This is a genomic window from Myxococcus eversor (genome assembly GCF_010894455.1).
GTDB classification, from domain to species: domain Bacteria; phylum Myxococcota; class Myxococcia; order Myxococcales; family Myxococcaceae; genus Myxococcus; species Myxococcus eversor.
In genome coordinates this window covers 85,889-99,006 of record NZ_JAAIXY010000025.1, presented here as the reverse complement: position 1 = coordinate 99,006, position 13,118 = coordinate 85,889, and the positions used below count along the sequence as shown (strand labels likewise).

Below are 13,118 nucleotides of genomic sequence, written 5' to 3'. Positions count from 1 at the left end.
GGGAGGCAATCAGCTTTCTGCGGAAGGCGCGGGCAGCAGCGTCACGACGGAGCGCCGCTCGGGGAGGAGGTACTTCGCGACGGCGGCCTTCACCTGCTCGCTCGTCACGGCGGCATAGGCCGAGGGCAGCGTGAGGACGTGACGCCAGTCGCCCAGCAACGCCTCGTAGTTGCCCATGGCATGCGCGCGGCCGTTGTTGGTGCCCAGCTCGCGCAGGTGGTCCGAGCGCAGGTTGTTGAGCGCCTTCTGGAGCTCGCGGTCCGTGATTCCGTCGCGCGCCAGCTTCTCCAGCTCCGTGTACAGCGAGGCCTCCGCCTTCTGCGGGTCCGCGCCCGGCTTGAGCTCCAGGAAGAAGAGGACGGTGCCGGGGTCGATGCGCCAGCCCCAGTCGAGGCCCACGCCCACCACCACCTTCTGCTCGTACACCATGGAGCGGGTGAGGCGGCTGCCCTCCCCCTTCGTGAGCACGTACTGCGCCACGTCCAGGGCCAGCGTGTCCTCGTCGCGCGCCGCCGGACCCCGGTAGCCGATCATCACCGCCGGAGACTGCGCGGGGTGGCGCACGGTGGCGCGGCGCTCACCGCGCTGCTCGGGCTCCGCGTTGATGACGGGCAGCGGCGCGGGGCCTCGGGGGATGTCGCCGTAGTAGCGGCGCACCAGCGCCAGCGTCTTCTTCGGGTCGATGTCACCCGCGATGTAGAGCATCGCGTTGTTGGGGGCGTAGTAGGTGCGGAAGTACGCCTGGCAGTCCTCGCGGGAGATGTTTTCGATATCGGCCAGCCATCCAATCACCGGCCAGCGGTACGCGTGCGCCTTGTAGACGAGCGAGTCCAGCTCCTCGCCCATCATCCCGCCGATGTCGTTGTCCATGCGGACGCTGCGCTCTTCCTTCACCACCTCGCGCTCGCTGGTCAGCATCTCCTGGGAGATGCGCAGCGAGCGCATCCGGTCCGACTCCAAATCCAGCACCGTCTCCAGCGCGTCGGAGGCGAAGTCGTCGTAGTACACCGTCATGTCGTGGGACGTGTACGCGTTGGAGCTGCCGCCGTTGGACTCCAGCGTCTTGTCGAACATCTTGGGGCCGTACTTCTTGGCCCCGTTGAACATCATGTGCTCGAAGAGGTGGCTGATGCCGGTGATTCCGGGGCGCTCGTTGCGGCTGCCCACGTTGAAGAAGGTGTAGAGGCTGACGACGGGGGCCAGGTGGTTGGCGAGCAGTCGCACCTGGAGGCCATTGGGAAGCGTGGCCTCGTGCACGTCGAACAGGGACTGGAGGGCGGGGTCCGCGGCGCGGGCGGGAGCGGGGGTCTTCGGGGAAGCCTTGCGCATAGGCCCCCAACGTATACAGGGCGGGGCTACAGGTCCACGACACCTTCACGCAGGGCCATCACGACGGCTTCCACGTGAGAGTTGACGCCCATCTTCCGGTAGATATGTGACAGGTGTGTCCGGACGGTGCGGCGCTCCAGCGTCATCACGTGGCCCACCTCCGCGTTGGACAGTCCCTTGGCCACGTAGCCCAGCACCTCGAACTCGGTGGGCGTCAGCTTCCAGGGGTTGTCCGCCTTCTTCTCGGGCGTGGCGGGCTTGCCCTGGATGGACTGGAAGTAGTTCCAGAAGCGACGGGCGATGATGGCTTCCAGCACGGTGCCACCCGCCATCACCTCGTGGATGCCGGCGCGAATCTTCTCCGGGCCCACGCGCTTCACCAGGTAGCCGGACGCGCCGGCCTGGATGGCCTCGTAGACCTTCTGCTCGTCGTCGAACGAGGTGAGGATGAGGATCTCCACCTCCGGCGCCCGGCGCTTCACCTTCTGCGTCACCTGGATGCCGTTGATGCCCGGCAGCTCCAAATCCAGCAGCACGAGCTGCGGCCGGAGGCGGACGATGTCCTCCACCGCGGACTCGCCCTCCTGGCTGCTGCCCACGACTTCCAGCTCGTCGAACGTGCTCAGCACCTTGAGCAGGTTCTTGAGCAGCTGCGGCTGGTCCTCGACGACGAAGATGCGAGTGCGGTCCATGGTCACCGTCGGGGGGGCACGCGGAAGTCCAGCACGTGCACTTCGTGGGTCTTTCCCTTCACAATGCGGACCGGCGTCTTCTTCACCTCACCGGTCGACAGCGCGATCATCAAGACCTCGTAGGAGCCGGTGCGCACCGGGTAGCGCTTCACGGGCGTCGTGCGGCTGATGAGGTCACCATCGAGGAACACCTTCGCGGGGATGTTGGACTCGACGGTCAGGTAGCCGCGCACCTTGGCGGGGGGCTTGTTGAGCGAGACGACCGTCTCCTCCAGCTCCTCCCGAGGCTCCGGCGCGCGAGGGGCTGTGGCCTTCGGGGGCGGTGCCGCGGGGCGGGCAATCGGCGTCGGGTCCGGCGGGAGGACGAGGACGTCGGCGGGCGTCTCCGGCTCCTGGGGCGTCTCGCCGCCCAGGCGCCACGCGGCGATGACAAAGGTGGTGAGTCCGACGAGCGCCAGCACTCCCGCGATGGCGACCAGCCTCCCGCGGCGATGCTCCGTCTCGCGGATGCTCCGCGCCTGCTGGGTGTTCACCCGAGGGAGTTGCTGCGCGGGGAGCGCGGGCGCGGAAGGCGGCGGCATCGCGATGTCGTCGCGCTGTCCCGGGTGGGCCACCGCGGGGATCGGGTCCGCCAGCGTGCGCGGCCCCTTCTCCACGGGCGGCGCGCGTTTGGCGCGGGCGGCGGAGCGGCGGCCCGCGACGGAGAACTCCTCGTCATCGTCGGCGGGAGGGCTCGGTGAAGAGAAGTCCTCCATCACACGCATGCGCGGATTGCGAGCCTGAGGACGCGCGGCCCCCTGCCCCGCTCCGCCACCCTGGGCGCCATAGGGACGGCGCGGCTTGGCGGGAGCGGCGCCCGGAGGCGCTTCCCAGCTCTGCTCGACCTCGGCGCTCCGCGTCCCCTCCGTCCAGTCTCCTTCAGGCAGGCGCGCCTCGGACTCCGGAGCGCTCGCGGCGGACGGAGCGATATCCGGCTCGTAGTCCTCCGGCCGGTACTCCTCGAAGCCGGGCGTCGACTCCACGGTCTCCGCGCGGGCCTCCGTCTCGCTGAGCGCGCGGCTGTAGGGCGTGCGCTGGACGATGGATGCCTCGGGCTCCTCGGCGCCCAGGCCCAGGTCATCCATCTCCGCGCCGGAGATGGCCTCCAGCGAGAAGGGCTCCTTGAACGGCGGGGCCGCGAGGCTCGCGATGCTGACCTCGTTGGGGAACAGCTCGGTGACGAAGCGGCGCACGTCATCCGCGCCCGGCATGCCGCCGCTGGCGGAGAGGAAGTTGCGCAGTGCGTTCGAGAACTCCGCGCAGGAGCGGAACCGCCGCCCCGCGTTGGGCTCCAGCGCGCGGAGCACCAGCGGATCCAACCGGGCGTTGATGCGGCGGTCCAACCGGCTGGGCGGAGGCAGTCCCTCGCTGCGGCGGGTGGAGACGCCGCTGCCGGGAATCACCGGCTCGCGCTGCGTGAGCAGCTCGTAGGCGATGGCCCCCAGCGAGTACACGTCGGAGGACTCCGTGGCGTCCTCTCCGCGCGTGACTTCGGGCGCTCGGTACGTCCCACGGCCCCGGCCCGCGAAGGACTTGCGCAGCTGCGGCACCGCCAGCAGCGCGCGCATCGCGCCGAAGTCACAGATGGCGGGCAGGCCATTGCGGCTCAGCACCACGTTGCCCGGAGTGATGGCCCCGTGGAGGACGCCCGCGTCGTGCGCGTGCTGCACGGCGTCCAGCAACTGGATGATGATGTAGAGGGCGACCGCCGACGGGAGGACGACCTCCTTGGTGTGGAGGCGCTGGAGCGCGGTGCCCAGGAGCGCGCCGTCCACGTCCTCGCGCACCACGGCGAGCCGCTGACGCGCCACGCCCATGTCGATGACGTGGAGGATGCCCGGGTGGCGCACGGACTGGAGCAGGCGGGTCGTCTCGGCCAGGTCCAGCGCGTAGGCGGGGTCCGACGTCTTGGGGTGGAAGAGCTTCACCACCACCTCGGCCGAAGGGGCCTGGATGGCTTCGTAGAGCTCCGCCAGCTCTCCGGTCTCGATTCGACCCGTCAGACGATACGTGGCGCTCATCGCTTCTTTCGCGCCGGGCGGCGGCGAGTCACTGCGGAAAAGACGAAGCCACACCAGACGCACGACTCGCCGCGTCGGCCTGGTGGCAGCTCCAGGGTACAGCCCGGGCAGCGCGGGCGCGCTCGCCGGGACACCGTCGTCGAGGGCTCGGCCGCTCGCCCGGAAGCAGTGCTCCGCGGGCCCGCGCCAGGACGAGGAGCCGCGGCGCGAAGCCGTGCCTCCAGGCGTCGCACCCGGTCCTCGAGCGCGGCGACCCGGGTGGCCAGGCGCGCATGGACTTCCTCGGGAGTCTCCGAGGGCTGACGTCGAACGGGCGAACGCATCGCGGTCCAAGAGCGTGCCATGCCCGTCCTGGGCCCTCAAGGACCGAGCCGCGGACACGTACGCGTGTTATGTGTGGACGTCCCGTGGCTCCAACCCTGTCCCCCTTCCGTCCGATCCCCGGCGGGCCCTCTCCGGACCCGCTGCATGGGAGCTTTCGTTCACCTCTGAACCGCGCGCGCGCGGAGTCAGCGGCCCAGCACGCCCAGCAACTCCTCGACGACGAGGCGCTGACGCGACTGCTCACCACGCCGCGTGCCCCCACCCGGGACACCGTGCCGAGGGCGCGTGAGGTCTTCGTCAATCGCAACCTGCGCATGTCCGGCGTCGAGTTGATCGGCTTCGACATGGACTACACGCTGGCCATCTACCACATGCGCCGGCTGGAGCAGCTGTCGTTCGACATGACGCTGGCCAAGCTCATCAGCGAGTACCACTACCCTCCGCTGGTGGGGAACCTGCTCTACGACCACCATTTCGTGATGCGCGGGCTCGCGGTGGACCGCCTCAACGGAAACATCCTCAAGATGGACCGCTTCGGCCACGTGGGCCGCGCGTACCACGGGCTGCGTCCGTTGAAGTCGGAGGTGCAGCGGGAGCTGTACCGCAACAAGCGCGTGCGGCTGCGCAACCCCCAGTTCGCGTGGAACGACACGCTGTTCGCGCTGCCGGAGACGTGCCTGTTCGCGGGCATCATCGAGCTGCTGGAGTCGCTGGGTCAGAGCGTGAACTACGGCAAGCTCTACGACGACATCCGCGAGGCCATCGACGCGGTGCACCGGGACAACTCGCTCAAGCGCGAGGTGCGCAAGGATCTGGGCCGGTACGTGTTCCTGGATCCAGAGCTGGGGCCCGCGTTGCACAAGCTGCGCTCGGGCGGCAAGCGGTTGTTCCTGCTGACCAACTCCGCGTGGGACTACACGGACGCGGTGATGAAGTACCTCTTGGACGGGCAGTTGCCGGAGTACCCGAGCTGGCGCAACTACTTCGACGTCGTGGTGACGGCCGCGGGCAAGCCGGGCTTCTTCACCGATGCCCGGCCGTTCCTGGAGCTGGACACGTCGACGGAGGAAGGTCGCTCCGTGGGCGAGGCCACGTCGTTGGACCGGGGGAAGGCATACTCGGGCGGCAACCTGGCGCGCTTCGAGGAGCTCACGGGCTACCGGGGTGAGAACATCCTGTACGTCGGCGACCACATCTACGGCGACATCCTCAAGTCGAAGAAGTCGTCGCTGTGGCGCACGTGCATGGTGGTGCAGGAGATTGAAGATGAGATCACCTACACCGCCACGCGGCGCGAGGAGATCGGCACCCTCACCCAGATGGAGATCCTCCGCGAGCGCCTGGACGACGAGGTCAACCACCACAAGACGCTGCTCAACCTCCTGGAGCGGCGGTTGGAGCGCGAGCCGCTGACGCCGGAGGATCGCGAGTCCGTGGAGGAGCAGCGCCGGCTGTTGAAGGCGGAGCTGGACAAGATGCGTCGCGCGCTGAAGGACGCGACGGGCATCGCCGACACGCTGGAGGAGGACGTCGAAGAGGGCTTCAACCCGTACTGGGGCCTGCTGTTCAAGGAAGGCAACGAGAACAGCCGCTTCGGCTACCAGGTGGAGCAGTACGCGTGCCTCTACACGAGCCGCGTCTCCAACTTCCTGCACCACTCGCCCATGCAGTACTACCGCTCGCCGAGAGATCAGATGCCGCACGAGCAGGCCGGCGCGCTGTCCGCGCGACTGTCTCCCATGGGTGGAGAAGGGCCGCCCAAGGGCGCTGGGAAGGACTGAAGCGCCCTCCCCTCCGCGCACCCGCTACCGGACGGGTGCGCGGGTGCCGAGGAAGGCCATGGCGGTGTGGCGGACGTCGCTGTTCGGGTCGTTCTGCCCCGCCCAGGCGAGGATCTCCGCGACGCCCGGAGCGTTGCGGAGGTTCGTTCCGAGCAGGCGCACTGCTTCGATTCGCACCGCCTCCACCGCGTCCTGGCGAATCACCTGCGCCAGGGCCGGAATCTGGGGTGCCAGGGCGCGGAAGCTGGTCGCGAAGATGGCCGCGCGACGCACCTCCGGGGCCATGTCGCCCAGCATGACGGCGGACACCATCCGGTCCGCGTCAGGGCCTGGAATGAGTCGCAGCGCCTCCGCCGCCGCCTCGCGGACGATGGGCGATGGATCTCTCAGCGCTTCCTGGAGCGTGGGCAGCACCCGCACATCGGCGGTGTTGGCCAGCGCGCGGAGCTGGAGCGCACGCGCCTGAGGTGTCTGCGCGGTCGCCACGGATCGCATCAACTCCCTCATCAGTGATTCTCCCTGCGCCCCTCCCTGGGCCAGGGCGTTCCTCGTCGCATTGCCCAGGGCCAGCGTCGCGGTGCCGCGAAGCTCCTGTTGGGTACTGCCCGAGAGGGCTCGCAGTGCATCGATGCCCTCGGCCGTCGGGGCCTCCGCCGCGCCGAGCGCCGCCGTTGCATCGACTCGGACGGGCAACGCCAGGGTGCCATCGCTCGCGACCTGGCCCAGGGCTCGGACCGCCTCGGGCGTGCTGGCGGCCGACAGCGCGCCGAGCATGCTGCTGTAGGTGTTGCGATCCTCCTCGCCTCGGAGCTGTCCGGGGACGGCCAATGCCGACGCCGGCTCCAACTGGAACAGGGCCTTCAGTCGCGCCATGAGCTGGGCGGTGGCCTGTCCATTCGCGCCCTCCTCCCGAGGAAGCTGTCGGAGCTTGCCGGCGAGGTCCTCCAACCGGGCGCCCGCGACCTGTCGCCGCAGCTCCTCGCGAGGATCCGCCGGAGCGAACACCTGCGTGGCCAGCGACGCCTTCCCCAGGTGCTTGCGTCTCGCGTCGAGCATGCCGATGAGCGTGGGCACGCGACGTACGGACGTGCGCAGCAGGGATACCTGGACCTCGCCCAGGATGGGAGGCGCCCCGTCATTCGAGTTCAGCTCCAGTCGCTCCTGGCCCTCGAGCGACTTCGGCCAGAGCTCGTCCCCCAGGATGATGGTCGTGCGGGAGCGGGTCGCGACCTGGACGGAGGCGGCAATCGCGCGCAGTCCCTCGGGGGACGCCAGCCGGAGGTAGCGCGCCTTGGACTTCACATAGGGCTGGCCGGCGGAGCCCTGGTAGTCCGCGACGTATTGCCCGGTCACATCCAGTTCCTGGGCCTGCCAGGTGTCCTGGGGCGCATCCGGCATGACGAACTGGGTCGACGCGACGAGCGAGCGCAGGAAGTTCTGCGCCACGGGATTCACGCCCAACTCGAAGTATGTCACCAAGGCCGCTCCCTGCGCGTTGAGCGTCACGTAGAACGGCTGCTGGAGGTGGCCGAGCATCTCCGGGCGGCGCTTGTCGTCCAGTGAGTCCTGTCCCTCGGACTCGAAGGTGATGCTCCCCGCGCGCACCAACACCTGAAGGTCCACCTGGTCGCCGTGGACGCCCACCACGCCCAGGCTCAGCTCGCCCGTCAGGCCCATGCGCACGGTGGGCGGCGCATTCCGGGCGGGCTGACCGAACGAGAGCCGCTGCTCGGTGGAGACGGTGTAGACGAACTGCGTGCCAGGAACCCACGCGCGTCGCCACCGGTCCGTGGACGTGGGGATCGGAGCAGGCATCGGCGGCGGCATGGGTGCCGAGGGACGTGGGGACACGGCGACTTCGGCGGGGGGATGGGGCTGCGACGCTTCTTTCCTGGCGAGGAGCGCGACGAGTCCCAGGGCGAGGACGAGGAAGACAGTGGCTGTAAGCCAGTGGCGACGGGGCACGGGAGGTCCTGGAGGAAGCGAAGGGAGTCCGGCGGCGAGGTCCACCGCCGGGAGTGATGCGAGGAGACCGCGTCACGTGGCGCGGTCTCCTACATGGGCCATTGCGGCCTGCTTCGAACTAGAGGCAGGGCATGGGGCGCAGTCCCTCGCCCGCCACCGTGGCCATGAGGCATTCACCCCCACCCCCACCCGGCCCAGGCGGTGGGGTCGTGGTCCCTCCGCCACCCGAGGGAGGACTGGGCACGGGGTTCAGCGTGGAGATCCCTCCCACCGGAGCGCCGCCCACGCACGTGAAGTACATCGGCGCGGTGCCCGTGGCGTTGTAGAGGTTCCACGTCGTGGTGCTTCCCGTCAGGTTGCCATTCCACGAGGCCACCGTGACGGAGGCCTTCTTCTTGATGAAGAACAGTTTGATCTTCACGAAGGCCTTCAGCTTCCCGGAGAGGGTCGTCACCGAGAACGAGGACTTGAGGTCCCAGCCCAGCGTGCTGCAACCGCTGGAGACAAGCTGTCCGCTGACAGGCAGCGAGGCCTCGATGAGCGTCAGACTGCCTTCCACGCCCACGCTGACCACGAAGACGGAAGCAGACGCGCTGGCCGTGGCGTAGACGCCACCCTTGGGAGTCGCCAGCAGCTTCGCCGCGGTGGGGCCCACGGAGGCCGTCACCTTGACGCCGGCATTGCCCGCGAGCGCGGCCTTCACCGTCACCGTGATGAACATGATGTTGAAGCTCTTCTGCGCCTTGATGAACTCGCGGTTGAAGAGCACTTCGTCCACCAGCGTGAGCGTGCCCACCGACAGCTTCTTCTCGTAGATCTGTGTGCCCAGGACATAGACGTTCGCCGCCGCGTTGAAGGCCCCCGACTGGTGGCCGCTCGCGGTGGCTCGGCCACGCAACAGATCCTGCTTGCCGGAGCCGAAGGCTTGCGCCCAGATCTTCCCCTCGGCCGCGGCGTCGAGCGTCGCGCCAGTCGAGGGTGTGGACGGAACACCATTCAACGTCGCGTCGATGGTGTAGCCCGCGCCGAAGAGGCTGTTTCCGAATCCTGAGTCCTTGTGGAATGCCTTGCTGAAGGGTTGGCCAGCCGGGTCCACGGTGGAGGGGTTCACCTGCACGCCCGGAGGCTCCGTCGTGTTCGACGCCTCTGGATCCGCGCCTTCGTCCACGAAGACGTGGGCATCCGTATCCCCCGCCTCCATGCCTGAAAGGCACACGCCGGTGCAGTTGCTGTACTTCTCGTAGGTCACCTCGGAATAGATCTGATCCAGGGTGTACGTGTCTCCGTACACGGCGGATCCGTCATCGAGCGCGACCCGATCATTGGGCCAAAACATGGGACGCGCGGACGCCGAGCCTGGGGGGCCCAGTGCGACCAGCGCCAACAGCACCGCCAATCCATTGAATGGACGCGACATTGCGGGGGCAACTCCTTGCGAACTGTGTGGGGTGTGACGCTGTTGAGCAATCCCAACGTGCCTCGACAGCGCGCGCATGCCAGCGGAGTCGTCACATGTCTGTCAATATAAGGGCTTTCACCTATGTATGGGTTTGGCGAGACTCGCCCGGGTCCATCGTCGCGACAAGTCCTGGTGGCTCACTGCGTGGCAATGCAAAACATCCCTGAGTCATTGACGCCATCTGGCGCGGGCCCGGGAAAACAGGGACGGCCCACCGTTGCAATGCGCAACGACTACTTCGCCTGGGGATGCGCGGCCACGCGCCCCCAGGCGACATCGGAGAAGCGCGACAGCGGCTCCGGAGTGAGTCCGAGCTTGCGCAGGTCATCCGTGTAGCGCGCGCCCTTCACCACCACCCACCGGCGCGCCACCCGGCGGCCCTCTTCCAACGTCTCCGCCGACAGCGGAGCGTGCTCCGCGAAGCGACGCAGCACCTCGAACGCGGGCTGGGCCTTCTTCGGCTTGGCGAACATCGGGTCGAAGAACACCACGTCGAAGGAATCCGACGGCACCGTCTTGAGGTATTCGCGCGCGTCCGCGTGCACCACCTCCACCGCGCACGAGTCAGCCCCGCGCTCGTACCGATGCAGCCCCTCCCCCGCCACCACGCACAGCGCGAGGCTCTTCTCCAGTCCGACGACGCGTCCCGGCGGCCCCACCGCCAGTGAGGCCACCAGCGCGTCCTGACCGAGGCCCAGCGTGCAGTCCAACACCGAGTCCCCCGCACGCAGCTCCGCCACGCGCACGAAGGTGTCCGGCTCCCCCGCCCGCAGGCGCATCAGCCGCAGGTGCGCCATGCCCGCATGGAACCCGAAGGAACCCTCCGGCTCCCACAGCGTCACCCCATCCCCACCCACCACCAGCAGGGCCTCCACCTTCGTCCCGAGCCAGGGGGCGATGCCCTCCTTCGCGCGACGCGGCAGGAACGGCAGCCCCCACCGCACCGCCACGGCTCGCGCTTCATGAAGCAGCGCGGCATCCACCTTGGTGCTGGTCGTCACCGCCAGGGGTACGGGGGGCATGAGCGGCGCGCATCCTGCCCCAGTCGCGATTCAACGCAATGCATCAGGACGCAAGTCCGGGCTGTCACGGATGTCCGGAAAATATCACTAGTAGATAAATTTTCCGAACATCATAGGAATTCTTGGCTGCTCGGCTGACACTCCACTTCCTTCGGATGGTGGAGAAAGCCGAAGCCACCATGCGGAGGATCCCCCTGGAGAACACGCATGAGTAAAAGAGCAACAGGAGTGGCCGTGGCATTGTTGATGGTGGCCTGCGCGGCCAGTTCCGCGAGCGCCGCCACCACTGGCGCGCAGCCGTCTGGCTCGTCCGCCATCTTCTTCATCGACACCACGTCGTGGGCAGACATCCACTTCAAGGTGAACAACGGTTTGCAGCAGAACGTGAGGATGGTCGTCACCGGCGGCCGCAACGAGTTCACGGTGAGCGGTCTCGTCACCGGTGATTTCGTCGACTACTCATTCACGTATTGGGACGTGGCCTGTAACTGCGCCTTTGATACGGCGTGGGCGCGCTATACGCACTCGGGTGGCACGCCGCAACAACCGGACGCCGGCACCGGGACTCCGGACGCTGGCCCGGGCCCCCAGGACGCCGGTCCCCCGCCCGACGTCGGCAACATCATCCCCCTCTTCAACAGCGGCACCGCGCTGGAGCCCGCGACGACGCAGGACACGGCCGCCGCGCTCATCACCCGCGTAGGCGACCGCGTGCGTGACAGGCACGCTCGCGAGTCTCAATACCAGGCGTATGACCACTACCTGGCGCGATACTTCGAGAACCGCACCTTCTGGCTCGAAATCTTCGACGAGGTGGCCAAGGGCGGCAGTCAAATCCGGGTGAACCTCCACACGGTCTATCCGCACGACGGCACGAACTTCCGCGCCTTCTTCCGCGGCCTCAACACCGTGGCGGAGTACTTCCACAACGGGACGTTCGAGCGGGTGAACGACTTCCTCTACACCGCGAGCGTCAACTTCAACGCCAAGGAAGGCCGGGCCATCCGCGTGGGCGACCGCATGGAGATTGAAGCCGGCGTCTTCCTTCGGCAACCGGTGGAAGGGCGTTTCAACTACTACGGCCGCGCCATGCTCTACATCGTGGGCAGCGCGGGAATCGTCCCCTTCGAGGGCCAGGGCGCCATCAACGACTCCTTCGCCCTGCCCGCGGCGGGCTGGTCGGGTGGCCGCACCACGCTGAACTACCCGTACTCCAACGAGCCGAGGAACCGGTTCCTGCAGATGGCGCTGAACATGGCGCCCGTCAACGCGCAGCCCTTCGTCGAGGGCCGCCGCCTGCACCACACCGACTTCAGCGACGGAAGCCACTCGGAGCCGGGCAACCCCATCCTGTCGTCGGCCGTGAACAAGCTGGGGCCCCACTACATCTCCCGCTCGTGCATCTCCTGCCACGTGCAGAACGGCCGCGGCCTGCCGCCCGCCGTCAACACCACCCTGGGCAACTACGTCGTCAAGGTGGGACGGGTGAATGGCTCCACGGTGACGGCGGACCCCTTCCTGGGCTTCCGTCTCCAGCCGCGCAGCACCAGCGGCACTCCGGAGGCGGACGTGCGCATCGCGAGCTGGACCACCCGGACGGGCCAGTACGGGGACGGCTCGGGCTACGAGCTGCGCCGGCCCAACTACAGCTTCCTCAACGTCATCCCCACGAACCACTCGGCGCGAATCACCCCGCAGCTCGTGGGCCTCGGCCTGCTGGAAGCGGTACCGGAGACGGCCGTCGCGGCGCTCGCCGACCCGAACGACAGCAACGGTGACGGCATCTCCGGCCGCATGCAGGCCGTCGTCGACCCGGAGACAGGCCAGACGCGGCTGGGCCGCTTCGGGTGGAAGGCCGGCGTCGCCCGGCTCAAGCACCAGGTGGCCGAGGCCCTCAACCGGGACATCGGCGTCACCAGCGCCGTGTTCCCCACGGGTGACTGCGGCCCCTCTCAGCAGGGGTGCGCGGGATCGAGCCAGGAGCTGAACAACACGGACCTGGACAAGATGGTGCGCTACATCGCGCTGCTCGGCGTGCCCGCGCGGCGTGACCTGCGCGACGCCACGGCGCTGCGCGGCGAGACGCTGTTCGCCAACGCGGGCTGCGCGAAGTGCCACACGGCCTCGCTCACCACCAGCGCCTTCCACCCGAACGCGGAGCTGCGCGGGCAGACCATCCGCCCGTACACGGACCTGCTCCTGCACGACATGGGCGCGGACCTGGCGGACAACCTGCCCGAAGGCATCGCCTCTGGCGCCGAGTGGCGTACGCCCCCCTTGTGGGGCATCGGCCTGACGGCCGGCGTCAGCGGCGGCGAGGCGTACCTGCATGACGGTCGCGCTCGCAACCTCACGGAGGCCATCCTCTGGCACGGGGGCGAGGGCAACGCCGCGAAGAACGCCTTCGCCGCGATGAACGCCGCGGATCGCGCCGCGATGCTGAAGTTCCTCCAGTCGCTGTAGTCGTCGACCCGCCAGGGTCGTTC

8 protein-coding genes are annotated in these 13,118 nt (G+C 68.4%); 2 read left to right on the top strand and 6 right to left on the bottom strand.

The features are described 5' to 3' along the window. Positions 1 to 9: 9 nt before the first annotated feature. Genes G4D83_RS38025 through G4D83_RS38015 form a run of 3 tightly spaced genes read right to left on the bottom strand, consistent with a single transcriptional unit; the run spans position 10 to position 4,081 of the window. A complete protein-coding gene (locus G4D83_RS38025; RefSeq protein WP_163869817.1) occupies positions 10 to 1,329 on the bottom strand; it encodes a M16 family metallopeptidase in 1,320 nt (439 codons plus the stop codon). 26 nt (positions 1,330 to 1,355) lie between these two features. Next, entirely contained in the window at positions 1,356 to 2,021 is a 666-nt protein-coding gene (locus G4D83_RS38020; RefSeq protein ID WP_176436687.1) for a response regulator, read from the bottom strand. Positions 2,022 to 2,023: 2 nt separating this feature from the next. After that, on the bottom strand, positions 2,024 to 4,081 hold the full coding sequence (locus G4D83_RS38015; protein ID WP_205522817.1) for a serine/threonine protein kinase: 2,058 nt from the start codon (positions 4,079 to 4,081) through the stop codon (positions 2,024 to 2,026). A 392-nt stretch (positions 4,082 to 4,473) separates the two neighbouring features. Here G4D83_RS38015 and G4D83_RS38010 point away from each other — a divergent pair, with 392 nt between their 5' ends. Beyond that, positions 4,474 to 6,186, top strand: coding sequence for an HAD-IG family 5'-nucleotidase (locus G4D83_RS38010; protein WP_163869814.1), 1,713 nt, complete (start codon positions 4,474 to 4,476; stop codon positions 6,184 to 6,186). 24 nt (positions 6,187 to 6,210) lie between these two features. On the opposite strand, the gene G4D83_RS38005 is transcribed toward G4D83_RS38010, so the two are convergent. The 3 genes from G4D83_RS38005 to G4D83_RS37995 all read right to left on the bottom strand — a co-directional run bounded on the left by G4D83_RS38005 (position 6,211) and on the right by G4D83_RS37995 (position 10,632). Beyond that, positions 6,211 to 8,001, bottom strand: coding sequence for a HEAT repeat domain-containing protein (locus tag G4D83_RS38005; RefSeq protein WP_240357048.1), 1,791 nt, complete (start codon positions 7,999 to 8,001; stop codon positions 6,211 to 6,213). A gap of 268 nt (positions 8,002 to 8,269) precedes the next feature. Further along, positions 8,270 to 9,568, bottom strand: a complete 1,299-nt coding sequence (locus tag G4D83_RS38000) for a hypothetical protein (RefSeq protein WP_163869813.1) — start codon at positions 9,566 to 9,568, stop codon at positions 8,270 to 8,272. A 275-nt stretch (positions 9,569 to 9,843) separates the two neighbouring features. After that, the gene (locus tag G4D83_RS37995) at positions 9,844 to 10,632 is read right to left on the bottom strand and encodes a class I SAM-dependent methyltransferase (RefSeq protein WP_163869812.1); all 789 of its coding nucleotides are present in this window, start codon (positions 10,630 to 10,632) and stop codon (positions 9,844 to 9,846) included. 207 nt (positions 10,633 to 10,839) lie between these two features. Between G4D83_RS37995 and G4D83_RS37990 the strand changes: the two genes are divergently transcribed. Continuing rightward, positions 10,840 to 13,095 carry a di-heme oxidoreductase family protein gene (locus tag G4D83_RS37990; protein WP_163869811.1) on the top strand — a complete coding sequence of 752 codons (2,256 nt, stop codon included), beginning with the start codon at positions 10,840 to 10,842 and terminating at the stop codon, positions 13,093 to 13,095. Positions 13,096 to 13,118: the final 23 nt, after the last annotated feature.

What these genes read in the sequence shown, in the direction of transcription:
- G4D83_RS38025 (WP_163869817.1), bottom strand. Translation starts at nt 1,329, where the DNA reads ATGCGCAAGGCTTCCCCGAAGACCCCCGCTCCCGCCCGCGCCGCGGAC.
- G4D83_RS38020 (WP_176436687.1), bottom strand. Translation starts at nt 2,021, where the DNA reads ATGGACCGCACTCGCATCTTCGTCGTCGAGGACCAGCCGCAGCTGCTC.
- G4D83_RS38015 (WP_205522817.1), bottom strand. Translation starts at nt 4,081, where the DNA reads ATGAGCGCCACGTATCGTCTGACGGGTCGAATCGAGACCGGAGAGCTG.
- G4D83_RS38010 (WP_163869814.1), top strand. Translation starts at nt 4,474, where the DNA reads ATGTGTGGACGTCCCGTGGCTCCAACCCTGTCCCCCTTCCGTCCGATC.
- G4D83_RS38005 (WP_240357048.1), bottom strand. Translation starts at nt 8,001, where the DNA reads ATGCCTGCTCCGATCCCCACGTCCACGGACCGGTGGCGACGCGCGTGG.
- G4D83_RS38000 (WP_163869813.1), bottom strand. Translation starts at nt 9,568, where the DNA reads ATGTCGCGTCCATTCAATGGATTGGCGGTGCTGTTGGCGCTGGTCGCA.
- G4D83_RS37995 (WP_163869812.1), bottom strand. Translation starts at nt 10,632, where the DNA reads ATGCCCCCCGTACCCCTGGCGGTGACGACCAGCACCAAGGTGGATGCC.
- G4D83_RS37990 (WP_163869811.1), top strand. Translation starts at nt 10,840, where the DNA reads ATGAGTAAAAGAGCAACAGGAGTGGCCGTGGCATTGTTGATGGTGGCC.